Annotated in this window: 29 protein-coding genes; 6 read left to right on the plus strand and 23 right to left on the minus strand. The window is 40.5% G+C overall.

Translation table 11 applies throughout. The features are described 5' to 3' along the window. Positions 1-108: 108 nt before the first annotated feature. The 6 genes from MKX52_RS14040 to MKX52_RS14065 all read right to left on the minus strand — a co-directional run bounded on the left by MKX52_RS14040 (position 109) and on the right by MKX52_RS14065 (position 2,041). The gene (locus tag MKX52_RS14040; protein WP_012011052.1) at positions 109-627 is read right to left on the minus strand and encodes a sigma-70 family RNA polymerase sigma factor; all 519 of its coding nucleotides are present in this window, start codon (positions 625-627) and stop codon (positions 109-111) included. Between the two features lie 125 nt (positions 628-752). Beyond that, positions 753-959, minus strand: a complete 207-nt coding sequence (locus MKX52_RS14045; RefSeq protein WP_012011053.1) for an XtrA/YqaO family protein — start codon at positions 957-959, stop codon at positions 753-755. Between the two features lie 12 nt (positions 960-971). Next, complete coding sequence (locus tag MKX52_RS14050) at positions 972-1,376, minus strand: holliday junction resolvase (protein WP_342490891.1); 405 nt, start codon at positions 1,374-1,376, stop codon at positions 972-974. Positions 1,377-1,408: 32 nt separating this feature from the next. Continuing rightward, the gene (locus MKX52_RS14055; protein ID WP_254107545.1) at positions 1,409-1,651 is read right to left on the minus strand and encodes a hypothetical protein; all 243 of its coding nucleotides are present in this window, start codon (positions 1,649-1,651) and stop codon (positions 1,409-1,411) included. Continuing rightward, entirely contained in the window at positions 1,629-1,781 is a 153-nt protein-coding gene (locus MKX52_RS14060; RefSeq protein ID WP_186303710.1) for a hypothetical protein, read from the minus strand. Before MKX52_RS14060 ends, MKX52_RS14055 begins: the two co-directional genes overlap by 23 nt. After that, a complete protein-coding gene (locus MKX52_RS14065; RefSeq protein WP_342490892.1) occupies positions 1,778-2,041 on the minus strand; it encodes a helix-turn-helix transcriptional regulator in 264 nt (87 codons plus the stop codon). Before MKX52_RS14065 ends, MKX52_RS14060 begins: the two co-directional genes overlap by 4 nt. Positions 2,042-2,199: 158 nt before the next feature. Here MKX52_RS14065 and MKX52_RS14070 point away from each other — a divergent pair, with 158 nt between their 5' ends. From MKX52_RS14070 to bioB, 3 genes are all read left to right on the plus strand, one after another. Next, positions 2,200-2,577: a helix-turn-helix transcriptional regulator gene (locus MKX52_RS14070; protein ID WP_012011057.1), complete on the plus strand. Its 378-nt coding sequence runs from the start codon at positions 2,200-2,202 to the stop codon at positions 2,575-2,577. A 197-nt stretch (positions 2,578-2,774) separates the two neighbouring features. Beyond that, positions 2,775-3,125, plus strand: a complete 351-nt coding sequence (locus MKX52_RS14075; protein WP_003213146.1) for a hypothetical protein — start codon at positions 2,775-2,777, stop codon at positions 3,123-3,125. 160 nt (positions 3,126-3,285) lie between these two features. Continuing rightward, positions 3,286-4,281 carry a biotin synthase BioB gene (gene bioB, locus MKX52_RS14080; RefSeq protein WP_342490893.1) on the plus strand — a complete coding sequence of 332 codons (996 nt, stop codon included), beginning with the start codon at positions 3,286-3,288 and terminating at the stop codon, positions 4,279-4,281. 161 nt (positions 4,282-4,442) lie between these two features. On the opposite strand, the gene MKX52_RS14085 is transcribed toward bioB, so the two are convergent. From MKX52_RS14085 to MKX52_RS14100, 4 genes are all read right to left on the minus strand, one after another. Continuing rightward, the gene (locus MKX52_RS14085) at positions 4,443-4,916 is read right to left on the minus strand and encodes a hypothetical protein (protein ID WP_003212767.1); all 474 of its coding nucleotides are present in this window, start codon (positions 4,914-4,916) and stop codon (positions 4,443-4,445) included. A 170-nt stretch (positions 4,917-5,086) separates the two neighbouring features. Then, the gene (locus MKX52_RS14090) at positions 5,087-5,920 is read right to left on the minus strand and encodes an undecaprenyl-diphosphate phosphatase (RefSeq protein ID WP_088000908.1); all 834 of its coding nucleotides are present in this window, start codon (positions 5,918-5,920) and stop codon (positions 5,087-5,089) included. Positions 5,921-6,047: 127 nt separating this feature from the next. Next, complete coding sequence (locus MKX52_RS14095; RefSeq protein ID WP_012011061.1) at positions 6,048-7,190, minus strand: AI-2E family transporter; 1,143 nt, start codon at positions 7,188-7,190, stop codon at positions 6,048-6,050. A gap of 43 nt (positions 7,191-7,233) precedes the next feature. Then, complete coding sequence (locus MKX52_RS14100) at positions 7,234-7,554, minus strand: hypothetical protein (RefSeq protein ID WP_342490894.1); 321 nt, start codon at positions 7,552-7,554, stop codon at positions 7,234-7,236. 201 nt (positions 7,555-7,755) lie between these two features. Here MKX52_RS14100 and MKX52_RS14105 point away from each other — a divergent pair, with 201 nt between their 5' ends. Further along, on the plus strand, positions 7,756-8,739 hold the full coding sequence (locus MKX52_RS14105; protein WP_342490895.1) for a Gfo/Idh/MocA family oxidoreductase: 984 nt from the start codon (positions 7,756-7,758) through the stop codon (positions 8,737-8,739). Between the two features lie 82 nt (positions 8,740-8,821). On the opposite strand, the gene MKX52_RS14110 is transcribed toward MKX52_RS14105, so the two are convergent. The 5 genes from MKX52_RS14110 to MKX52_RS14130 form a co-directional block, all read right to left on the minus strand. After that, complete coding sequence (locus MKX52_RS14110; protein WP_012011064.1) at positions 8,822-9,346, minus strand: type 1 glutamine amidotransferase domain-containing protein; 525 nt, start codon at positions 9,344-9,346, stop codon at positions 8,822-8,824. A gap of 90 nt (positions 9,347-9,436) precedes the next feature. Continuing rightward, positions 9,437-11,425 carry a methyl-accepting chemotaxis protein gene (locus tag MKX52_RS14115; protein WP_342490896.1) on the minus strand — a complete coding sequence of 663 codons (1,989 nt, stop codon included), beginning with the start codon at positions 11,423-11,425 and terminating at the stop codon, positions 9,437-9,439. Positions 11,426-11,590: 165 nt separating this feature from the next. After that, on the minus strand, positions 11,591-13,567 hold the full coding sequence (locus tag MKX52_RS14120; RefSeq protein ID WP_342490897.1) for a methyl-accepting chemotaxis protein: 1,977 nt from the start codon (positions 13,565-13,567) through the stop codon (positions 11,591-11,593). A gap of 177 nt (positions 13,568-13,744) precedes the next feature. Then, on the minus strand, positions 13,745-15,736 hold the full coding sequence (locus MKX52_RS14125) for a methyl-accepting chemotaxis protein (RefSeq protein ID WP_342490898.1): 1,992 nt from the start codon (positions 15,734-15,736) through the stop codon (positions 13,745-13,747). A gap of 125 nt (positions 15,737-15,861) precedes the next feature. Continuing rightward, positions 15,862-17,853 carry a methyl-accepting chemotaxis protein gene (locus MKX52_RS14130; RefSeq protein WP_216887723.1) on the minus strand — a complete coding sequence of 664 codons (1,992 nt, stop codon included), beginning with the start codon at positions 17,851-17,853 and terminating at the stop codon, positions 15,862-15,864. Positions 17,854-18,009: 156 nt separating this feature from the next. On the opposite strand from MKX52_RS14130, the gene MKX52_RS14135 reads away from it, so the two are divergent. After that, complete coding sequence (locus tag MKX52_RS14135; protein ID WP_342490899.1) at positions 18,010-18,750, plus strand: protein-glutamine gamma-glutamyltransferase; 741 nt, start codon at positions 18,010-18,012, stop codon at positions 18,748-18,750. Between the two features lie 21 nt (positions 18,751-18,771). On the opposite strand, the gene MKX52_RS14140 is transcribed toward MKX52_RS14135, so the two are convergent. From MKX52_RS14140 to MKX52_RS14165, 6 genes are all read right to left on the minus strand, one after another. After that, positions 18,772-19,020 carry a hypothetical protein gene (locus tag MKX52_RS14140; RefSeq protein WP_012011071.1) on the minus strand — a complete coding sequence of 83 codons (249 nt, stop codon included), beginning with the start codon at positions 19,018-19,020 and terminating at the stop codon, positions 18,772-18,774. Between the two features lie 24 nt (positions 19,021-19,044). After that, positions 19,045-20,076 carry a nitronate monooxygenase gene (locus MKX52_RS14145; protein WP_342490900.1) on the minus strand — a complete coding sequence of 344 codons (1,032 nt, stop codon included), beginning with the start codon at positions 20,074-20,076 and terminating at the stop codon, positions 19,045-19,047. Between the two features lie 16 nt (positions 20,077-20,092). Beyond that, entirely contained in the window at positions 20,093-20,494 is a 402-nt protein-coding gene (locus MKX52_RS14150) for a secondary thiamine-phosphate synthase enzyme YjbQ (RefSeq protein ID WP_012011073.1), read from the minus strand. A gap of 133 nt (positions 20,495-20,627) precedes the next feature. Further along, positions 20,628-21,920 (minus strand): hemolysin family protein, encoded by a 1,293-nt coding sequence (locus tag MKX52_RS14155; RefSeq protein WP_012011074.1) that lies wholly within the window; start codon positions 21,918-21,920, stop codon positions 20,628-20,630. 48 nt (positions 21,921-21,968) lie between these two features. After that, positions 21,969-22,643, minus strand: a complete 675-nt coding sequence (locus MKX52_RS14160) for a zinc metallopeptidase (RefSeq protein WP_041816317.1) — start codon at positions 22,641-22,643, stop codon at positions 21,969-21,971. An 81-nt stretch (positions 22,644-22,724) separates the two neighbouring features. Next, the gene (locus MKX52_RS14165; protein WP_012011076.1) at positions 22,725-22,949 is read right to left on the minus strand and encodes a hypothetical protein; all 225 of its coding nucleotides are present in this window, start codon (positions 22,947-22,949) and stop codon (positions 22,725-22,727) included. A gap of 117 nt (positions 22,950-23,066) precedes the next feature. Between MKX52_RS14165 and MKX52_RS14170 the strand changes: the two genes are divergently transcribed. Next, positions 23,067-24,053, plus strand: a complete 987-nt coding sequence (locus tag MKX52_RS14170) for a potassium channel family protein (RefSeq protein WP_119125298.1) — start codon at positions 23,067-23,069, stop codon at positions 24,051-24,053. Here MKX52_RS14170 and MKX52_RS14175 read toward each other — a convergent pair. Both MKX52_RS14175 and MKX52_RS14180 read right to left on the minus strand, forming a co-directional pair. Next, positions 24,050-24,451 (minus strand): YugN-like family protein, encoded by a 402-nt coding sequence (locus MKX52_RS14175; RefSeq protein ID WP_012011078.1) that lies wholly within the window; start codon positions 24,449-24,451, stop codon positions 24,050-24,052. The genes MKX52_RS14170 and MKX52_RS14175 overlap by 4 nt on opposite strands. A 32-nt stretch (positions 24,452-24,483) precedes the next feature. Further along, complete coding sequence (locus MKX52_RS14180; RefSeq protein ID WP_012011079.1) at positions 24,484-24,702, minus strand: spore germination protein; 219 nt, start codon at positions 24,700-24,702, stop codon at positions 24,484-24,486. Between the last annotated feature and the right edge of the window lie 27 nt (positions 24,703-24,729).

Below are 24,729 nucleotides of genomic sequence, written 5' to 3' on the forward strand. Positions count from 1 at the left end.
GAAGGAATCATTTGTGTAGGGCTAGCAAACATCCGTTTGGTCTTTCTAACTATAGGTGGCAACTGTAAGACAAGTGCTGATGCATTTATTTTGTAAAAGAAAAAACGCCTATTCAGCTGCTTCGAATAGGCGTTCTTGTACTTTTTTGGACATCTTGGTCCGAGCTCTCTCCATATGTTTTTGGACAGTTCCTTTTTTCACATCCAGCATGACCGCTATCTCGCTAAACGATAATCCTTGTGTTGTGTGCATGAAGAATACGTCCTTTTCTCGATCCGTTAAAACAGACAGGGCTTCGTCAATTCGTTTCTTGTCTCGTTCACTGAATTCTCTTTCATTTTCTTGGATGATTGTATATTCATGTGATAAAGCCTCTAATACTTCTGGATTCGCCAGGATGGTACGCTGATAGACTGAACGTCTGTCTAATCCTCTTCGTGCACCTGGCTGCCTGCCAATTTGAAGCCATTCTACGACGTACTCAAGATCGCTGACCATACTAGCGATAATTTTTTTATCATGCTTCTCTTGATCTGACAGCTGTTTGTCTTCTTTTTCTCTAAATGGTTCATATCTTTTTCTCGCATCCTTTAATGCACGTTTGTATTCGATAAGTAAATCTTGCATGTTGGCTCTCTCCCTTTTTTAAGAAAATAAAAAACGGACACCAATCAATCCCTTTTCATAGGGTCTTGATCAGTGTCCGCAGGCTTTCCGTCTTGGACATATGATGTTGTGATCTGTTCAGTGATCTAGCTGATTTTAAAACCAATCTCGTGATCTACTCTTGCAAAATGACCTTTTGCCGTTTGTATAATGGTTTTTCCATGTTCAGGCACATCTATCTGATAAGCCGTTCCTACATTCCCATCTAACACGATGACTTGAATTTTTCCTGTTTCCATCTCACCGACAAACGTCTGGTTTTCTTGAATGAATAATTGTTTTGGCTCGTTCATATGCTTGTCTCCTTAATTGGTGAGGGTCTTCGTTCCATCACCTATCGTATTTAAAATGATTTCAATTCTTGGACGCATACTATAAAACTGGGAAACTCTTAAATCGACAATTTGTAGAGGGGCCCTATCTGCAATAGCATGAAGTGCTTGTTGAATATGATGTAGTCGTGGCTGAAAGATGCTGACGTTCACTGGGCGTATCAAACCTTTTTCTGCGTATGTACGCTTGATTTGACAGTTAGCTATGTCAAGCGGCATGTCGTCAAATAAACGAATCTCGAGTGATAGTGCGTCTTTTATTTTATGTGGGCATTGTGCTTTTGCAGCTGCCCGTATTCTTTTTATCAATCTATCTTTTGTTAACAATAACTCTGTCTCAATGATGAAATGGATGACCATATTATGATCTCCCGTCATCCTTTTCCCACTGACGGATATCTTGTTCGTTTTTATTCGCTTTGAGCAAACATTTGAGGATTGTCATGATTTTCTTCCATCGTTTCATGTCGTCTTGATTCCTCCTTTGTTACTTCAGCGACCTTTTCCGCCAATAGGGTCATGTATGTTTGCTTGTCTTCTGCTGTAGAAAAAACAAACACCGGTTTCTGATGATGAAAGGAGATCCAACCGCCAGCTTGGACTAAACAAAGCTGAGCTTCCTTTCTGGTATCAAACGTCATCTGATGTTTCATTTTCTTCAAATCCCTCCAGACTTTCCTCAATCTCTGTTTGATATCCATAACGTGTCTTGTCATATGACCAGTAGCTTTTTGGATATCCAAAGTCATTCATCTGCGCTACCATTGGATGTTCAATGTTCATTTTGGTTGTCTCCCTTTTTCAAAGAAATCCTCACTCTTCAAAGAATTACTCATTTTGTGTAACTTTTGATCAAAAAAAAGCTCTTGAACACCCCTATTTAGCAAATCTGCAATATGCTTTGCTATTTCTAAGCTAGGCTTCGTTCTGCCCATTTCTATATTTGCATAGCCACTTGTGTACTTATACCCTAACTTTTTCGCCATATAGGTTTGTGTTTTTCCTTGTAAAATGCGTTCTTCTCGTAAATTTTCAAGTTTCATCTTTCCACCTCTTACTCAATATGTGTAAGTTATATTCATTATGATAATATACACGAAACGAGTAAGTCAATCGTTTTTTATTCTTTTTGTGTAATTATTTATCTTTTCCGTGTAATTCATGATAAAATTTACTCATAACATGAAAAAAGGTGTTTCCAATGGATAATTTGACTGGAAAGATTTTAACTGAATTAAGAGAGAAGCATGGATGGAGCAAGTCAACGGTTGCTAAAAAACTCGGCTTAAAGGCGATGTCCACTTATGCAAATTGGGAATATGGCTTGAGAAAGCCCGATGGTGAAATGATTGTGAAAATCGCCGAGTTATACGGGGTCTCAACGGACTATCTTCTCACAGGTAAGGACAAAGGCGGAACTGATGTCGATCTTGCAGACGATCCTGATTTGCAAATTGCGTTTAAGGCTGCCTCCGACTTTTCCGAAGAAGCACGAAGACAAACCATCGATTTTATTCACTACATTAAAGAAAAAGAGAAACAAAAAGGTCGTCAGCCAAAACAGCGAGACGACGATTGATATCTCTCTTCATAAAGCTTGACATTGCTGGGATGCACCCAGCTTTTTTTATGCCTCTTTTTCCCCTAAAAAAGAGAAGACTCATGAATAATATGTGACAATTTTCACCATAAATACTCTTTTTTTCACATATTTTAATTGACATATAATACTATTATTATTAATATATGTATATACCAAAAAAAGGAGTGTTACCGATGAAAAAATTAATGAAAGCTTGTACATTGTCTTTAGCTGCTTTAGGTGCTCTTACGTTCTTCCAAACTGAAGGTGCTCATGCAGCTGCACAGCCAAAAGAACCAGTTATTGCAAAAGCTCCTATTATGAATAAAGTGATTACAGTGAACCGCACGCTTACTGTAGGTTCCTCAATCGCCGTCTCTCTTCCAGCAAGCCAAATTTCTGTGTCGGGCGCAACATATGCCATTCAATTAGATCAAACAGCTCCGAACTTCACTTGGATTCGTGCCGTACAACGCGGATCTGTCACAGTTTCTTACTATAATTCACTAGGCGAGCTTGTGATTAACTATATTACTGTTCGATAAGCTACATGACTTTACATATAAAAAGGCGATGACTTCATGATCATCGCCTTTTTGTATGTCTACGTGTATTGTTAGACTTCATTTATCCAATGCTTGCCAACGACGACCCTTTATGTTAACTTTTAATAAAAATAAGTTAACATAATGAGAGGAGCTTATGATGGGAAAACCAATCACTTTGTCTTGGGAAGCGATAACAGAGAAAGCGCTGAAAAATGAACGAATCACGCTGCAAGAAGGGCTAGATATTCTTGAAGCGGACGATAGAGAATTATTATCGATCATGCATGCAGCCTATCAAGTACGATTTCATTTTTTTCAAAATAAGGTGAAATTAAATATGATTTTTAACGCAAAAAGTGGTTATTGTCCTGAAAACTGCGGTTATTGTTCACAGTCGATCATTTCAAACGCACCGGTTGAACGATATACAATGCTTGATCAAAAAACGATTGTGGCTGGCGCGCGTGAGGCGCTGAAGAGAAAAGCGGGGACTTATTGTATTGTTGCGAGCGGGAGAGCACCTTCTCATAGAGAATTAGAGGAGGTGACGGCAGCAGTAAAAGAGATCACGGAGACCATGCCATTGAAGGTGTGTGCATGTCTTGGGTTATTAAATGAAGACAAAGCGAAGCGGCTGAAGGAAGCAGGGGTTCATCGGTACAATCACAATATCAATACACATCAAGATCATCATCCTCACATTACGACAACTCATACATATCATGACCGCTTGTCGACCCTTAAGGAGGTCAAGCAGTCTGGCATGTCACCCTGCTCAGGGGTTATTATTGGAATGGGTGAAACCAACCAGCAAATTGTTGAAATGGCTTTTGCGCTCAGAGCCATTGATGCGGATTCCATTCCAGTCAACTTTCTTCATGCAATTGAAGGAACACCACTTGAGCATCAAGAACGAACACATCCGATCAAAGCATTGAAAGTGTTGGCACTTATGAGGTTTGTCAATCCAACCAAGGAAATTCGAGTATCTGGAGGCAGAGAATTCAATTTACGGACGCTTCAGCCGTTTGCCCTTTATGCCGCAAATTCCATTTTCGTAGGTGATTATTTAACAACAAAAGGTCAGCAGGTTCAAACGGATCATCACATCATTGAAGATTTAGGTTTTGACATAGAAGAATGTGCATTATAAAAAAAGTCTGCCGGTGAATCGGCAGACTCAGCATGTAGACAAACCCTCGCATTCGTTGTCAGATCTGCGCTTCGGTGCTCACGAATGTTCAATTCGCTCCGCTCCGATGCTCATCCTTCCTAGGGCTGCAAAGGTTTTCTATCACGCTGAAAAGAAGACAATTAAAATCTTTTATGGAAATCGACAGTGCCGCTTCCTTCCTCACGGTCAAAGCTGCCAACAAATGTCCAGTTAATATAGCCGCCGTCACCATTATTGACGAACGTCCCATCTTCAAATACCCAAATACCAAACGTAATACCATCATATTCAACACTATCATAGTAAACCACATTGTTCAGTCCACTAAAGTCATGATCTTGGCTTAAGTTTTGGACAACGACGTTATAGTTTTGACCTGCTTCATAGAAAGCGCTGTAAGCCGCATTTTTTACAAATCCATCACGATTTTGAGATGATTTTACTGCTTGTTCAATTTTATCGGCAATGGCTACTGGATCAATCGAGACACTTCCATCGACACCTGTTGTCGTTGCAGCTTCAGCCGTTTGACCAAAAGTCGTAAGAGATAGAGGGGCAGCAACCATTGACGTAGCGATCACAGAACTAACAAAAAATTTGCTTGTTTTTCTCATTATTTCTAACTCCTCCTTTAATTGGTATGTTTATGTACTACCCCTTCTCCTGTCTCTTAAACACTATTTTATGAAAAAAATTCTTTTTCTACCAATTAAGAGGGTAATTCTACTGTTTAAAAGAGTTGAAACAACAAAAAACTACTCTTTAATAAGAGTAGTTTCCAGTATTACATGAATAGGATAAATAAAATCACACCTAGGATGATTCGGTATATTGCAAAAGGCACCAGCTTGATTTTATTGATCAATTTTAGGAAGAATCGAACAACGAAGAGAGCCACAACAAATGCACTCACAAAGCCGACGATAAAGAATGGCAGCATGTCTGTTGTTAAATATTCGGCATTTTTCACAAGTGTTAAGAAGCTTGCGCCTGCCATAATCGGCATCGCCATGATAAATGTAAAGTCAGCTGCCGCACGGTGATTCAAACCAAGAATAACCCCACCTGCGATCGTCGAACCTGAGCGAGAGAAGCCTGGCCATAACGCCAAACATTGAAACAGTCCGATATAAAGCGCCTGTTTGTACGTCATGTTATCGACAGAGCTTGTTTCTGATTTACGTTTATTGATCCAGTCAGCGACAAGCATCAGCACTGCGCCTAAAATCAAGCCGACAGCAACTGTTCTCACGTCAAACAAGTATTTATCAATATAGTCTTCAAATAAGAATCCTAAAATGACGGCTGGAACGAGTCCTACTGCGATTTGAGCAATGGTCAGCTTATGCCCGCTGCGCTTTTGTTCTTCGGTGATATTTTTCTTTAAGCCTAACAAGTTCAAAATCCGATCCTTGAACACAATCATGACAGCTAAAATAGATCCTAACTGAATCACGACTTTAAATGTGTTTGCCGCCTCTGGCGTAATGATTTCCTTTGATTTTAACCATAGATCATCGACAATGATCATGTGACCTGTAGATGAGACAGGTGCATACTCTGTTAATCCTTCGACAATTCCTAAAACCAGTGCCACGAATAAATCCCATAGATTCATGATTTTCTTTCCTTTCAATTCTGATCTTTTGAACAGGTCAACCATCTATGTCCACATAAAGACAAGCTTCCTTCATCGAAAGCTCGTCTTTATGATACTATATTTTTTTCAAAAAAAGATTATGACATTAAACCTTTTCTTCTTTATACAAATTTGATCGCATTTTGAACCAATCAAACAAGTGGGTCGTGATGACCTTCAGGACGGCATACGTCGGAATCGCAACAATGATGCCAACTACGCTAAACAATTTACCTGCTGTTAAGAGAACAAAGATAATTGTGATCGGATGGATATGAAGGTTTTTCCCCATGACCTGAGGTGAAATAAATTTCCCTTCAATGAGCTGTACCACTGTCCAGACAATGATCAGTTTTAAAAGCATCACTGGTGATGTCACAAGTGCAATGACAATTGCTGGTGTAATCGCAATCGTCGGACCAAGGTAAGGTACTACACTTGTACATGCCGCAATGATGGCCAGTAGTAACGCATAATCAAGTCCAATAATCAGATAACCGATTAAAAGAAGCACACCAATACAGAAGCTGACAATGATCTGTCCAAGAATATAAGAGCTCAGGCGATGGTTCATTTCGTGAAGCACGATATGTGTATGTTCTCTAAACTTATTCGGAATAAATTTTAGGAAATAGTCAGGTAATTTTTTACCGTCTTTTAATAAATAGAACAGAATGAACGGAACGGTCACGATCGAGATGATGATTTCAGTGAGCGCCCCTAAGAATGTCCCCACTCCTGTAAAGGTACTTTCCAAAATTTTCGTCGCTTGACTTGACGCTTTGCTTACCAATTCAGAGACGTTAAAATTCATGTTTTTTTGCGCTTGAGTAATGAAGTTGCTTCCCGTTAGTTGTCTAATCTGATCTTCTACCGTATCAACATATTTCGGTAGGTTATGAAACAGACTCATCATTTGCGCTTGTAAAAACGGAATAATAGACACAATCGTTACTGTAATCATGCCAATAATGACAATATATAAAAGCAAAATCGAAAAGATCCGTTTCACTCTAAACCTCTCTAACAAATTGACAATCGGGTTTAATAAATAATACACGACCCCCGTTAAAATAATCGGTAAGGCAATGGTTTTGACGAGTACAATGAGCGGTGTGAAAATAAAGGATGTTTTCATGAAAACAAGGATATTCAATCCGATTAATAGCAGGACGAGTAAAAAGAGAACAAACTTGTTATCAAGAAAAAATTTTCTAAATCGACTGCTCCACATTTGCATAGAATTCATATCGTTCCTCCAAACTCGGGCTATTTTATGAATAAATTGTACACTACCTGATCATGATTTGGTGATCTGTGCTTTCTTGACCTGGAAATGGAATTCCCTCTCGCGCAGCAAATAAGTTTGCAGGGAAAATGAGGACAAGATAGACAGCAATGGTTTTTGCTGCTACGATCCTGACATTGGGCAAAAGCAGCAAGATAGCCAGTAGCCATTCTAGGCATGCCGTCGCATAGATCATTACATATGGAAATGGCCAGCCTGGCATCATAAGAGCAAAGCCGCTCGGCTCTATGACATGAAAAATACCAGCTCCTATGAATAAAAGCGCAAAGACGTATGTACTTCCTATATGTAGGACGCGCTTCATGGTCGTTTCCTCCTCTCCCTTCTATCAGAGTATTACCCGAACGAAGGAAGAAACTACCCACTTTTCGTACATTTATATCCTTTATGTAAGACGCATCAGCCTATATAAAGGTTTCATCCGCTTTTCAATAAAAAGAATGTTCTTTCATACAAACGCTTTCAAAGGATGTATAATCAGAGAAAAGTAGAAGGAGGGAACGACATGATTCGATTTGCTGTCATCGGAACGAACTGGATTACAGATCGATTCTTACAGGCCGGTGAAGGAGTAGCTGATTTTACATGTACAGCCGTCTATTCACGGTCCGCTGAAAAAGGCCAAGCATTTGCCGAAAAATACGGTATTGGTACAGTTTTTACGAACTTACATGAAATGGCAGAAAGTGATACGTTTGATGCTGTGTATATTGCGAGCCCAAATGCCCTTCATAAGGAGCAGGCTATGTTGATGATGGAGCATCAAAAGCATGTTTTATGCGAAAAACCATTTGCCTCACACCGAAAAGAAGTGGAAGAGATGATTGCTACAGCAAAAAAACATCAAGTGTGTTTGATGGAAGCGATGAAAACGACATTTTTGCCCAACTTCCTTCAAATCAAACAGCATCTTGATCAGCTCGGGCCCATTCGGCAAGTGGTTGCTCATTACTGTAAATATTCCTCAAGATACGATGCCTATCGAAATGGCGAGATTCCAAATGCTTTTAAGCCTGAATTGTCCAATGGTTCTTTAATGGATATCGGTGTGTATCTCGTCTACCCAGTGATCTATTTATTTGGTCTGCCGAATCAAATCACTGCCAGAGGCTACAAGCTTTCTTCTGGTGTAGATGGGAGCGGCTCTGTCCTTATGCAATATGACGGGCATCAAGCACTCCTACTTCATTCTAAAATTTCAACATCTCATCTATCTGCGGAAATTCAAGGAGAGGATGCGACAATGGTGATTGATCAATTCCACCGACCTTCGCATATCACGATCCACGATCGGCAAGGACACCATACCGACATCTCTCTCAAAGATGATCAGCCAGCGATGTATTATGAAATCTGTCATTTTATTGAGTGTATTCAGCAAGGAATGAGTCAGTCTCCGGTCAATACATTTGCCTTATCTGTTCAAACCATGTCTGTCATGGATGAGGCGAGAAAACAAATGGGCGTGAGGTTTCCTGCCGATAGATAAAATGAATGGGGCATGAAATGATGAACAAAGGGCGAACGTGATGTGCAAGTTCGCCCTTTGTTTTTTATTTTGAGACCATTGATTATGTTGCCGCTAACACATCCGCAAATGCTTTCACATATGGAGGGAGATCTGGCGGACGTCTGCTCGAGATGATGTGACCATCTGTGACGACTGCTTCATCAAACCAGTCTGCTCCAGCATTTGTCATATCATCTTTAATACCAGGTGTGCTTGTCACCTTTTTGCCTTGCAGGATTCCTGCTGAAATCAGCACCCAGCCAGCATGGCAAATCTGCCCGATTGGTTTCGCCTTTTCATCAAATGAACGAACGATATTTAACACTTCTGGATAACGGCGCAATTTATCTGGCGCCCAACCTCCTGGGACAAGCACGGCATCATATTCATCTGCTTGAATGGAATAAAAATCCTTATCAGATACAGCCGGCACACCATACTTCCCGATGTACTCATGATTTGCTTTTTCTCCTACAAGGTGCACAGTTGCCCCTTCTTCTCTTAAACGCAGAACCGGATACCATAGCTCTAAATCTTCAAAATCATCACTGACTAACGCAATGACCTTCTTATCTGATAAACGCATAACATCTCTCCTATTCTTTCGATTTCCTCTATTGTACGAGATGATCGCTTAAAAAGAAAAGCGGTTCCCCTTGAGGAGAACCACTTGATCTTATTCGTTGATCTTGAACTTTTTAATTAAATCACGTAATTCTTCCGCCATTTGGGAAAGAGTCGTAGAAGAAGAACTAATCTCTTCCATAGAGGCAAGCTGCTCTTCAGCAGATGCAGCGATATCTTGGATGCTTGCTGAACTTTCTCGTGATACATCTGCAATTTCATTCACTGCTTTTGAAATTTGCTCAGATCCTTTTGAAAGCTCGCGTACTGTTGTATTCATGTCATTAATTCTTGTAGCGATTTCGGCTGTTTGCTGATTAATTTGTGAGAAGCTTTCTTTCGTTTGATCTGTAATGGAAAGACCATTCTTCACTTCTTCATTTACTGATTTGAACATATTTTGAGATGTTTCGATTTCAGATACGATTTCTTTCACAAGCTTTTCAATCTCTTTTGCTGAATCTGATGATTGAACTGCAAGTTTTCGCACTTCCTCTGCAACAACAGAGAATCCTCTGCCTGACTCACCTGCACGTGCTGCTTCAATGGCTGCATTGAGTGCAAGTAAATTGGTTTGATCCGCAATGCCGTTAATTACGCCTAGGATGTTTGTGATGTCTTTTGATTTATGTTCTAGTCCGTTGATTACCCCTTCAGCTTCTTTCACTGAATGGTCGATCGTCTTCATCTGGCCAACGGTTTGCTCCACAAGCTGTCCGCCTGATTCGGCGACTGTTCTTGATTGAATCGATGACGCTGTGATGACATCAGATGTTTCTGCGACTTCGTTCAGTCCTTCATTCATTTGTTTTAAATGAGCCGCACTTTGCTCCACCATTTCGCTTTGATTTTCGTTGCCGTTTGAGAAAGTTTCAATAGATGATGTAATATGTTCGGTTGCTTTTGTTGTTTGACCTGCGCTTGCCGTCAGTTCTTCAGATGAAGAAGCCACATTTTCTACAGATGTTTGTACTGCTTGGATGACACCTCTTAATGACTCACTCATCTCATTAAAGCTTGTGCCTAGCTGTCCAATCTCATCTTTTGACTGGACATCAATTTTTTCTGTTAAATCTCCCTCACTGATCTTCTTTGAAGAAGAAACAAGTATAGAAAGTGGTTTTGTAATGGAACGGATAATCAAGAAGATTAGAATCCCACCAATGATGAGCGCGCCAGCTAAAATGATAGCGGCCATGTTAAAGACTGGCTGTGCAGCTTCTTCCACTTCTGTCACAAACATCGTACCGACAATTTTCCAGCCCGTCGCTTTGTTTGTGGTGAATTCCATTTGCTTTTCTTTTCCTTCAAACATATAACTCATAGAACCTTCATCTTGTGAATAAAGCTTTTCTAGCCATTCACCAGATAATTTTGTTCCAGCTTTTTTCGTAGGATGGGCCACAAAGGTGCGATCTGGACTTCCGATAAAGGCATAGCCTTGTTTCCCAATGTTTATGCTATTTGATTCTTTTACTAGATTCGCAATGTCTAGGTTCATTGCAATGACTCCTGATCCGTCCTCTAACTTTTTAGAGATGGTGACCACAAGCGTACCTGTAGAAGCTGTTGGATAGGGTGCTGAAACAGACAGCTCTCCATTTTTCGCCCAGCCGTCTTTATACCAATCCCGCTCCGTTGCGACATAGTCAGCAGGCATTTTTTTGTTAGGATATCTCGAAAACACTTTGCCATCACTTGAAGCGACAAAAATACCTTCTGTGTCATCATTCATACTCATGAACTGCTCAAAGCGCCCTTGAATATCTGTTGTGCCTTTTTGCTTAAGCTTTTTCTCCGTGATCCATTTGCTAAAGAAATCGGCTGCGTCTGTTTTCACTTTCACAACCTTCGTAATATTTTTGTCTAGCTGTTCGACATTTTCCTTTGCACTTTGCATGATTTGATCATTTAAAGAAGTACTCGCCGTATGATATGAAGAGAATGCCAACACAATGATTGGACATAAAAGAATAAATAAGAAAGAGAGTACGAGCTTTTTTGAAATAGATGGCTTTCTGAAATACTGTATGAATTTCATAAAAAAGAAAACTCCTTTTAGTAAGATAGTATATATATCGGAAGTACTACTAGGTTGTTTACTTTTTTAACTTATTAAAGTCTAAATAAGACCAAAATACCCAAATTATATGTATTGAATGGAAAAAACACCTGACGCCAAAACGTCAGGTGCTTCTCTATACTCTTATATTTTAAATTGTTTAATGAGCTCTCTTAGCTCTTCTGCCATCTGAGATAACGTAGCAGAGGAGGAACTGATTTCTTCCATAGATGCCAGCTGTTCTTCTGCAGATGCTGCGATATCTTGGAAGCCTGCGGAGCTTTCTCTTGAAAGCTCTTTGATTTGATTCACCGCATGTGAAATATCATTTGAGCCATGCGAGAGTTCTTTGGCCGTTCCGTTCATTTGTTTCATTTGTTCTGTCATTTCTGATGTTTTATCGGTGATTTTCTCAAAGCTAATTTTCGTTTCATCTGTAATATTTAATCCAGATTGTACTTCACCCGCTACTTGTTTAAACATGTTCTGTGATTTTTCAATTTCCTCTACAATCTCGTTCGTCAGGCTTTCAATTTCCTTTGAGGAGCTTCCTGATTGCTCTGCCAGCTTACGAACTTCTTCTGCAACAACAGAGAAACCTCTACCTGCTTCTCCTGCTCGTGCGGCTTCTATCGCAGCATTTAAAGCTAGGAGATTGGTCTGGTCGGCAATGCCGTTAATGACCCCCAGAATGTTCGTTATATCCTTTGATTTCTGCTCTAAGCCTTGAATTACAAGCTCTGCTTCTTTCACTGCCTGCTCGATGGTTTGCATTTGCCCTGCTGTTTTTTGAACAAGTTCTCCACCAGCCTGAGCCGTTTTACTCGAATCAATCGACGATTCCATCATATGAGAGGTCGTATCGACCATATGGGATAAGCTGCGATCCATTTCGTTCAACTGGACTGAGCTTTTTTCAATCATATCATTTTGATGTTCATTGCTGTTTGAGAACTGTTCAATAGACGATGTAATATGCTCAGTCGCTTGAGCGGTCTGTCCCGCACTGGCTGTTAACTCTTCAGAAGAGGCAGCCACATTTTCAATGGAATTTTGAACAGCTTGAATGACTTGTTTCAGTTTTGCTGACATGTCGTTAAAGCTCTGCGCAAGCTTTCCGATTTCATCGTGCGTACGAACTTCAATATGCTGGGTCAGATCACCCTGACTGATTTTCTCAGCCGATTCAGAGAGCGCTATCAGTGGCTTTCGGATCGATTTAATAATAAAATAAATCGCGATTCCGCCTATGGCAATCGTAACTGCCAGTATGATCATGGTTAAGTCGAGTACTGGCTGTGCAGCTTCTTGAATTTCGCCAACATACATCGTTCCAGCCAGCTTCCAACCTGTTGATTCATTTGTGTCAAAAAACATTTGCTTAGGCTGTCCATTGTATTCATATTTGAAGCTGCCTTGTTTTTTATCATACAACTTCGTGATGAAATCACCTGTCAATTTCTCCCCAGGCTTGTCTGTTTTATGGGCAATATAATGCTGATCTGGAGTCGCAACAAACGCATAGCCTTCTTTACCAATCTTGATGCTGTTTGCATCTTTTATGATCGTGTTCAGGCGCATGTTGATCCCAATCACACCAGATCCATCTGCTAACTGTTCTGATATTGTGATGAGCAGGTCATCAGATGACTTGTCGACAAAAGGATCTGAAATGATGAGTTTCTTATCTCCCAACAATTGTTGAAACCAAGGTTCGTTTTTTGCACTCGCGGCACTATCTTTATGAATCTCGGAATATTTGGTTAGTTTACCATTTTGATCTGCAATGAATACTTCCACAATCTCTTCGTCGGTTTCCGATAATTGCTCTAATTTGACCTTAAGTAAATCCTTGTTTTTAGAAGTCAATTCGCTCTTTTTCACTGATTTGGACAAATAAGAAACGATATCAATTTTAGGCTGTACATCTTTATTAATCAGTTCGTTTAATTGCTGAACACCATTTGCAGCACTAGACATAATCTCATCATTGAGAGATTTGGATGCCACTTCATAAGAAAATGCTGCCAATACGAGAATTGGCACTAGGAGAATCGCTAAGAATGCAGTAATTAATTTCTTCGACATTGTAAAGTGCTTAAAAAAGTTGATTTTTTTCATGACTCTACTCCTTTTGAATTATGATTTGTGGTCTTCCCCTTCTATTCTTAGGTAATATGAATTATTTTTCAAGACTTAATGTTCAAAATCTAATCAAAATAAGTAAATTTACCCACTTCTTTTGATTTACTCAATGGAAAAAGAGCCCTTTAGCTGAAGGGCTCTTTTTCATTCTGTCTATTCGACTTTAAATTTGCTGATCAAATCACGCAATTCTTCTGCCATTGATGAAAGTGTAGCAGAGGAGGAGCTGATTTCTTCCATAGAGGCGAGCTGTTCTTCCGCTGAAGCCGCAATGTCTTGAATGTTTGCCGAGCTTTCACGTGATACGTCTGCAATCTCACGGACAGCCTCTGACACATGTGCAGAGCCATTTGAAAGCTGAACAACTGTTTGATTCATTGTTTGAAGCTTGTCAGAAATTTCTTTTGTCGTTTCGAAAATATTGTGGAAGCTGACTCTTGTTTGTTCAGTGAAGCTTAAGCCTGATTGAACTTCTCGGTTCACCGCAGTGAATACTTCTTGTGATACATCAATGTCTTGAACGATTTCTTTAATCAAATTCTCGATTTCTTTCGCCGAATTGGCTGATTGAACAGCTAGTTTTCTTACTTCTTCTGCTACAACGGAGAAGCCTCTGCCGGATTCCCCAGCTCTTGCTGCCTCAATTGCTGCATTTAGCGCAAGTAGATTCGTTTGATCGGCAATTCCATTGATGACACCTAGAATTTGTGTAATGTCTTTTGATTTACTTTCAAGAGCGCTGATGACGTTCTCTGCTTTTTTCACGGATTGATCAATGACATTCATTTGAGAAGCAGTTTTTTCGACAAGCTGTCCGCCTTCCCCTGCGATATCTGTTGATTTGATCGATGAAGCAGTAATGGATTCAGCCGACTCATTCATGTGCTGAAGGCCACGGTTCATTTCATCTAACTCTTCTGAGCTAGATTCGACTTTGTCATTTTGACTTTCGTTTCCATTTGAGAATTGTTCAATGGCTAGTGTAATATGCTCTGTTGCTTTACTTGTTTGTCCTGCGCTAGCGGTCAGTTCTTCTGAGGAAGAAGCGACATTTTCAACTGAGGTTTGGACGGCACCAATGAGGGTTCTTAATGAGTCAATCATTGTATTAAAGCCTTTCCCAACTTGGCCAATTTCGTCATCTGATTGGATCTGAAGCTTATCGCGCAAATCACCTTCGCTGACTTTTTTCGAGAAGCGTGCAAGGTTGGATAACCTTTTAGATATAGAGCGGACGATAAAGAAGATGAGGGTACCTGCTACGATAAGTGTCACACTGAACACAATAATGGCTGTATGGAACACGGGCTTTGCTGCATCTTCTACTTCTGATACGAGCATCGTTCCACCAATTTTCCAGCCAGTTAATTCGTTGGTCACATACGCAACCTTTTTATCTATGTCTTTGAGTGTATAGCTGCCGCTTCCTTCTTTGTTTTGATAAATAATTTTTGCTAGATTCTCATTGACCTGACTTCCTGCCTTTTCGGTCGGATCTGCTAAAACTGTTTTATCTTTCTCCATGATGAAGGCATAGCCTTTTTGCCCAATTTTGATTTCTTTTAACTTTTGAATCAGGGTGTCAATTTCCATATCAAGTCCAATAACACCTGAGCCATCTTTCATTTTTTGAGTAATGGTGATGACCATCTTGCCTGTAGAAGCTGCTACATATGGTTTTGTGATGACTTGTTTGCCGTTTTCTGCCTTGAGCGCTTCTTGATACCATGGGCGCTCTCTTGGATCGTAGCCATCAGGCATCTTTTGAACAGGATATTGCATAAACAATCCTTTTTCGGAGCCTGCATAGATAGCGGAAACATCTTTTTCATTAATTTTTCCAAATTGCTGCAATTCTTTAATGGTCGCACTTCTATTTTTTTCTTGGAGATTAGACGCTTTGAGTGAATCTGTAAACAGAGCCACAGCATCTGCTTTATTTCCTATATTCTCATTGATTAAAGTATCAAATGCATTGACTTGACTCATTGCACTGCCCATAATCTGTTTGTCTAGCTCTGTCTTTGATGTAAAAAATGCACTAATTGTCAGTGCAGTGGTTGGCAGGATAAGGACTACCAAAAAAGCCATGATTAATTTTTTTGAAATGGATGGTTTTTTTAACCATTGGATCATTTTTCCCATTTTCTCTTTCCCCCTTTACTTCTCTAAAGTTATTATCGGATGAAAGGTTTAATTTTACAGGCTAGACATGCTGTTTAAACATAAAAAAAATACCCAGACAATTCTGGGTATTTTTTCATCATTTTTTAATCAATTTTGAATTGACTTGTGAGCTCTTTTAGTTCCTCTGCCATGTTAGCAAGTGTGACGGAAGAAGATGAAATTTCTTCCATAGAGGCCAATTGCTCTTCAGCAGAAGCCGCAATGTCTTGAATGTTTGCCGCACTTTCTCTAGAGACTTGGCGCATCTCCTGCATAGCTTGTGAAACTAGCTTCGAACCGCTCGATAGATCAATGGCTGTATCGTTTAATTGCGTCAGTTTTTTCGACATTCCTTCTGCCGCCTCATATATGTTCTGGAAGCTTTCTTTTGCTTCCTCTGTCATACCAAGTCCTGCATGTACTTCTCGATTGACCGTTTTGAACATATCTTGAGATTTAGCAATTTCTAACACAATTTCTTGAATGAGCTTTTCTATTTCTTTCGCTGAGTCTGCCGATTGAACAGCTAGTTTTCTCACTTCTTCTGCCACGACAGAGAAGCCGCGTCCTGATTCTCCTGCTCTTGCTGCTTCGATCGCTGCATTTAACGCAAGAAGATTCGTTTGATCTGCAATGCCGTTAATGACGTTTAAAATACTCGTAATATCTTTAGACTTAAATTCTAATTGCTTCATGACTTGTTCTGCTTCTTGTACAGATGTATCTATATGTTTCATTTGGCTCGCTGTGCTTTCAACAATTCGGCCGCCTTGACCAGCTGCCTCTGTCGATTGAAGTGAGACAGAAGCCACTTCTGATGACGTTTGTGACATGCCTTGTAATCCTTCATTCATTGCCACAAGCTGATTCGTACTAGATTCGACTTTCTCGTTTTGTGCGTCATTTCCATTTGAAAATTGTTCAATTGACATTGTGATATGCTCGGTTGCTTGACTTGTTTGGCTGGCACTAGCCGTCAGCTCCTCGGAAGCAGAAGCCACATTGTCGACAGATTGCTGTACCGCTCGTATGACGTCACGAAGGGATTCACTCATTTTGCTAAAGCTTCTTGTGAGATCTCCAATTTCATCCTTCGATTTGGTTTCAAGGGTTTCTGTTAAATCACCTTCGCTCACCTTTTCTGAGAAATCAACAAGTTTTCGAAGTCCAATTGTAATGGAGCGAACGATAAAGAAGATCGCAATACCGCCAAGGATAAAAGAAGAAATTAAAAGAATAATGGCAGAATTCCAAACTGGCTGTGCTGCTTCTTCTGTTTCTGATACAAACATCGTTCCAGCAATTTTCCAACCTGTTAAATCATTTGTCACAAAAACGAGACGCTTTTGTTCTCCTTTATTCTCATAAGTTGACGTTCCTTCTTTTCCGCTGTAAAGGATAGATGAAATATTTTCAGTGACCTTAGATCCTGATTTTTCTTCTGGATGAGCCACAATTTGTTTGTTTTTATTTGCAATAATTGGATATCCTTGACGTCCAATTTTAATCTCTTTTATTTTATCGACAATGTCTTGCACATCAATATCAATTCCAATCGCTCCCGATCCGTCCTTCAGACGCTGGGCAATCGTGACAACCATGCCGTTTGTTGTAGCAGAGATGTATGGATTGGTAACGACTGGCTTACCACTGTCATCCTGCATAGCTAGTTGATACCAATCGCGCGTTGTTGGATCATAGCCTTTTGGCATGTCTACTTTAGGAAACTGAATGAAATCACGCTTTTTACTCGCTGCATAAAACCCAACCACATCTTCATCATTGATTTTACTGTATATCTCGAAATGCTCATACAGTTCATCCTGATTGTTTTTCTTAAAGTCTGCAGCAGAGGATGTTTCAGTAAAGAGTTTTACTGCATTTTCCTTATTCACAAGCTTTTGCTGGATCATGTCATTCAGTTCATTGACTCTTGTGTTTGCTCCGTACATGATTTCATGATCTAATTCTTCTTTGGCAATCTGATATGAAATCGTACTGAGTGTAATAATTGGCAAGACAAGAACGAGAGTGAATGAAATAATCAGTCTCTTAGAAATCGATGGTTTTTTCAACCATTTTAGTGCATTTTTCATGTTTTTCCTCCTTTTAAACGATATGTTATATATCGGACAGGTTCATATTATTTTCATGTTTTTCAAATAAAAAGGATGCCTTTTTGTTTATTTCCACAAATTGATTCCTTGCCCAAGCACCTTGCATACGCTAATACAAAAGGGGGCGCTTTTCATATGATTATCCTTTCAGGACAGCCAATGACAAATGAGCAACTCGCTTCATTTCAGCTAGAAGGACAAAAGCGGATCATTTTGATGCAGTTACAAGCCTCAAATGATACATTCCGCTACAGGCAAGCATCTGATTTGTTATTTGAAGTCACATTGAGATCAAATATTATGAATGCTGCAAGAGATTTGAATAAAAGTGGTGCCTCATTTGCCATTTTTCAAAGGTCTCGTGCTAATGAAGCCTTTTGGCGCGTATCTGAAGCAGGAGCATTAGAGCTACGCTATCAAGTCGAACCATCTAGGGGCATTAAAGACATTTTTGAAAATGGCTCACAATATGCATTTGAATGTGCCACCGCCATTGTCATCGTCTTTTATATGGGCGTCTTGCAAACGGTAGGAGACGAGAAGTTTAACCGAAGGCTTCGCAGTCTCACCCTGTATGATTGGCATTATGATACATTGTCGATTTATACAGAGCGAGGGAATGATTTTATTTATGGGGATTGCTTATATTTCGAGAATCCAGAGTTTAGCTATCAGCAGTCACAGTGGCGCGGGGAAAATGTGATTTACTTAGGAGAAGATCAATATTACGGACATGGACTTGGGATTTTAACAGCGGCAGAAATTATCGATAAATTGAATAAGAGAAGGCGGCCAGGTGCTGTTCAATCTGCTTATCTATTGCCACAGACCACCCGGATGGATGTGATTTATCTCAGGCAAATGTTTGGCAGCTAAAAAAGGCCTCTTGTCTAGTGGTTATGACAAGGGGCTTTTGTATGCCTTGCGCTTACGATAATCTTGCAGTGTGCCAAGCATCGTGTTCGCAAGGATCTCCATTTTTTCTAAATCTTTTCTTGTGACCGGCGGGTCGTGCCGGCTCCATTTTACATAACGAACAAAGTAGTAATGACGAATGGGCGTAAGGACGGCAGGAGAGTGCGGAAATTCATCAAACCAAAATTCAATTTGTCCTTTTTTTCGGTATGAATGTCTTAAAATGTCCACCCTTTCACACCACCCAACATGATTTTATATGTGCGTCAGTTCATGCATGATCTCCTCAACGGTTAAAATCGAGTGAATACGGCCAACGCCCTGTCCTGCCCAAAGGGCCATTTGATCAGGATTTCCCGCCGCAGCGGCTGCTTTTCGCATTGGTGTCGTCCATACATGCTGAACCGGATAAGGAAGAACCCTATCTTCATTTTGTCTTTCTTGCTCCATCCACTGATTCACAATACCTCTTGCTCTTTTCCCTGAAAAAAGCCTCGTGATCTTTGTTTCACTGGTTTCTGCATGTAAAATTGCCTTTTTATATACGTCTGCCGCAGCACTTTCCTGACTGGCTAAAAATCGTGTGCCAACTTGAACCGCATCTGCTCCAAGCGCTAGAGCGGCTTCCACACCTGCTCGATCTGTAATCCCGCCTGCGGCGATCAATGGTACATGACAGATCGGCTTGACGTCAGAGATCAGGCTAAATAATCCCACAAGAGCATCTCCTTTTGCAGGTAAAAAGGTGCCTCGGTGACCTCCTGCTTCACTTCCTTGCAGAACAATGGCATCCATCCCTTTTTCCTCTAAAAGCAATGCTTCCTCTTTTGTTGTGGCGGTTCCGATTAAAAAGATCCCCTTTTGTTTTAAGCGATGTATCGTTTTTTCATTTGGACAAGAGAAGGTAAAGGAAACAATCGGTACGTCTTCTTCCAATAGAATGTTGATTTTCTGTTCAAAATCATGCCACAATTCCTTTTCGCTCGGCAGGCTATCAGCTGCTGATCTTGCTGGCAGTTTCTTCTCCCAAAATGCAACATCCTCTTTTTTGACTTCAGAAATTGACTCTGGTACAAATACATTGACCTGGAATTGGCGAGTGGTCAGCTGTTTGACTTGTTTGATTTGCTGCCTCAAATGGTCAGGCTGCACATATCCACTTGCCAAACTGCCAAGTCCCCCGCATTGCGAAACAGCGGCTACCAGCTGCGGTGTCACGGCTCCTCCTGCCATTGGTGCTTGGATGATCCCATATTTGATTTGCAGTAATTTCGTGATATCCCCCATTTATTTCCCCCACCTCTTACTCGTTTGATGACACCTGTATATAAAAATGGCGATGTCTCGGCCCGTCAAATTCACAGAAATAAATTCCCTGCCATGTGCCAAGGACAAGATCACCATGGTGGATGAGAACATGCTGCGAGGCACCCATATAGCTCGCTTTCATATGGGCGGCTGTATTTCCTTCCATATGGCGGTCCTTCGGATGTTCCCACGGAAAGACTTCGTCAAGCCTCCGGAGCATATCTCGTTTCACATCTGGGTCCGCATTTTCATTAATGGTTATCCCTGCTGTCGTATGGGGACAGTAAACGATGACGCTTCCGTTTTGACTACCTGTTTCCTTGACATATTGATGAACCTCGCTGGTCACGTCGATCATCTCATCGCGTCTATTTGTTTGAATATTGATTTTTTTCATATGAGCGGCTCCTTTTTTCATTTCTATAAACCATACCCTTTTTATGTGAAGTCAATCACTGTTGATAAGTAGACGGCATTATCTCACCTAAAGTTTACCAAGTAAAAAAACCTCGTCAAGAGTTACGAGGTTTTTAGGAAAAGTGGATCTTTTTGATTTCAATGGTCCGAATATGATGGTCTTCCGCATCTATGATGGTAAATTCACAGCCTTCTGCTTCAATCGTATCGCCAATTTCAATATCAAATTTATGTGTCATCATCCAGCCAGCAATTGTATCAACATCATCATTATCTATCGCTAAATCCAATAAATCATTCACTTCATCAATCAAGGCTTTTCCATCCATGACATAGTGGAAGTCACCTTTTTTGACGATATGAGGTGTTTCATCCTGATCATATTCATCACGAATTTCGCCCACGATTTCCTCTAAGATGTCCTCTACTGTGACAAGCCCGGCTGTTCCTCCATATTCGTCTACGAGCACGGACATATGAATTCGTTCCTTTTGCATCAAAATGAGCAATTCTTGAACAGGTGTACTTTCAATCACCCGAATGACTGGACGCATTAAGTCTTCAATCGTCACATCTTGATTGAGGAAACTCGCCTTAAACACATCTTTGCTATTGATGACACCAATCACATGATCTTTATCTTCTTTTATGACGGGGTAACGTGTGTATCTTTCGTTTAGCATATAATGCGTCACATCATCAAGTGTCTGTTCAATCTCTATCGCTGAAATTTCTGTACGAGGGATCATAATCTCTCTCGCCACTCGGTTATCAAATTCAAAAATTTTATTCACATACTTGTACTCAGATTGGTTAATCTCGCCCTTCTCATAGCTTTCAGATAAAATAAGGCGCAATTCTTCCTCACTGATCGCCACTTCATGTTCTTTAACAGAATGAAAACCGAATAATTTCACAATGCCTCGTGCCGCCCCATTTAATGCTTTAATAAACGGGTACATGACTCTATAGAAAAAGATGAGTGGCTTTGCTGTCACAAGGCTGACTGCTTCTGCCTTTTGAATGGCAATCGTTTTAGGCGCTAGTTCTCCCACAACGACATGTAAAAACGTAATGATCACAAATGCGATGATAAACGATAGGATGTCGGTTAATGCGGAATGAAGCCCCAACTCCTCAAACAGCGGATGCAGAAAATGCTCGACCGTCGGCTCGCCCAGCCACCCTAAGCCTAAAGCCGTGATGGTAATGCCGAGCTGACACGCAGATAAATATTCGTCGAGATTTGATATGAGCTTTTGTACGTGAATGGCTCTCTTATCACCGCTTTCAATCAGCTGATTGATTTTAGAGCCTCTAATTTTCACAATCGCAAATTCAGTGACAACAAAAAATGCTGTCGCAGCAATGAGTAATATGACTAAAAATACGTTTAAAATATACAAAAAAACCCTTACCTAACAACGGTAAGGGCTCACCTCCTCTGGCATCAATTAATCATTACGGCCATTTAGGAAGATCATTACAAAACGGAGCAATTCAAACAAGGAGACAAGGGCAGCTGCGACGTACGTAAGAGCTGCCGCATTTAACACCTTGTTCACGCCTCTTTCTTCACTGCTTCTAATGATTCCTTCTGAAACAATGATATCTTTCGCACGAGAACTTGCATTAAACTCGACAGGCAATGTCACAAGCTGAAAGAACACAGCCGCTGAGAACAAAATGATCCCAAGCCCGATTAAGTTAAGGCTGCCAAGTAAGATTCCACCAAGGAAAAGAAGCGGGGCAACACCAGATGCAAAGTTCACGACAGGAAAGATCTTATGTCTCAAGACAAGCGCACCATAGGACTCCTGATGCTGCAAGGCATGTCCAACCTCGTGTGATGCGACTGAAATGGCCGAAATGGAATGGCCGTAGTACACAGGTTCAGATAAGCGAACCACACGCTGCGTCGGGTCGTAATGATCAGTCAAAGTTCCTCTTACCGGTTCAACAGGCACGTCGTATAACCCGTTGCGATCTAAAATATGTCGAGCGGTTTCCGCACCTGTTTTCATACTAGATGCTTCAACCTTTGAATACTTTTCAAAATTATTCTTTACTTTAAATTGTGCCCAAAATGATAATCCCAATGCGGCAAAAGTTAAAAAATAAAAAAACAGCATGCTCATCAGCTTCCTTTTTATTTTATATATTTATTTACAATTTTAATGACTTTTATGTAAGGTGTACAGAAAAAAGCACTAGGTCTTTTTAAGTGGGATCACCGTGCCAATGAAAAAGAAGAATACACCTAAGCATGCTGTATAAAAGGTGACCGTTCCGTATAAATCTTGAAAAAAGTGCAGCCATGAAAAATCATTCATAAAATGATTCACCGCATTTAAGTCAAACACAAGTAAGATCACCGCTGATGATAAAAAATGAGCACCGATAAAAAGAAGTACGGTCTTTTGAACGAACGACATTCGCATTCCCTCCTTCTTCTCTCTTATTTTAAGATATGGGAACTACATGACGAAGATGAAAAAATGTTCCTCAATCGGGCATACTGACAATAGCAGTCTCCTGAAAGGAAGAGTCCGATGAAATCAAACCGTATCTTTATCGCTTGGCTAAGGTGGCCACTTTATCTTCGAATTGTCGTCATCATTTGTTTCTTACTTCTTTTTTTCGGACAATTAATCGTTTTTCTCGAACCGAAGCAGTATCATACAATCTTTGATGGAATCTGGTGGGCAGTCATTACAGTATCTACAGTGGGCTATGGTGATTTTGTGCCGCAAACCATGCCAGGACAAGTCGCGGGTATGGCTCTAATTTTTATCGGCGCAAGCTTTGTCACAGCTTATTTTGCTACGCTTGCCGCCGCTGTGTTCAGCAAGCAGCACCATTATGTAGAAGGAAAGGTTGCTTTTAAGGGGAAGGGACATCTCATCATTATCGGCTGGAATGAGAAAACGAACAAACTGCTTCAGTCATTTCAAATGATTGACCCAGCTATGCCGATTGTGCTGATTGATGACTCCTTGAAGGAAGGACCTCTTCTAGAGAATGTTCATTTTATTAAAGGACACGGCACCGAGGATGGCACACTTCGCAAAGCCAATATTTCAGGTGCAGATGCACTGATGATTACCGCAGATCAGCACGAGAATGAAGTGACAGCTGATATGCAGAGTGTTCTAACATTACTTGCAGCAAAAGGATTAAATCCCTCGCTCTACTGTTTAATTGAAATCTTAACAGATCGATATGTGAAAAATGCCGAGCGTGCTGGCGCCAATCAAGTCATTCATACCTCTGATGCAGTCAATCATTTAATGGTCGAGCATTTTCTTTTAAAGGAACAGTTCAAAGCGTTACAGAAAAAACGTCATATGACCTTGCATAAACAGGTCACCATCATACCAGTTCCAGCTTCATTGACCGGAGAAACATTCTTAACAGCGCTCCATCACTTTTTAGAGCATCATGTGATCGTTGTCGGTATACAAAAAAAAGAAGGACCCATGTTGAATCCTCCCTTTGATTATGAGCTTCATCCTGAGGATGAACTGATCAGCCTTTAAAGCAGTGCGTCTTCTAATTCCTTGACGAGTGAAAAGCCAATTTCAGTATAAGCTTTTGATACATCTCCATCTTTCTCTTTTGGTTCTTGGAATTGGTTAAAGGATGCGCCAACATTTCCAACCATCGCATGATCATCTAACTTATCTTGATAGACATGCTTTAAGAGAAATGGATCTCCCAGTTTCACCACAACGCCTGGCTGATCGAGCTGGCCTTTTTCAGCTGTAAAAGGAACTCTGAGAAAAGTATAGCCATCACGATTATCAATTTTATAATCAAAGTATCCATGATCGTAATCCCAGTTACCATTAATCACATAACCGAGCGGCTTCATCGTCTCTTCTAAATGGTAAAGTGAGAAGCTTTCACCAGGCAGCCTGGATGGTACATGAATCATACGAAACCCTCCTTTTTGTCTAATAGGTTTCGTTAAAGAGAGGAATTCATACATCTACCTTTTGTGATTTGTACATTGTTTGAAAAAGTAGCATCCAATAAGCTTTGATTGGATGATTGATTTGTCTCATTCGCACTGCCGGAACCTGCTGTTTCCTTCGTAGCACTCATAGGACAAATGCGTCCGACATTGCCAAAGTTGACGATTGCCTGGCCAGAAATATCGTGAATATAAATATGATTCGTTCTCATGTTTCACCCTCCTCTACTCATTATTCT

Origin of the sequence: Bacillus sp. FSL R5-0422, assembly GCF_038610765.1 — a bacterium.
GTDB lineage: Bacteria > Bacillota > Bacilli > Bacillales > Bacillaceae > Bacillus > Bacillus pumilus_O.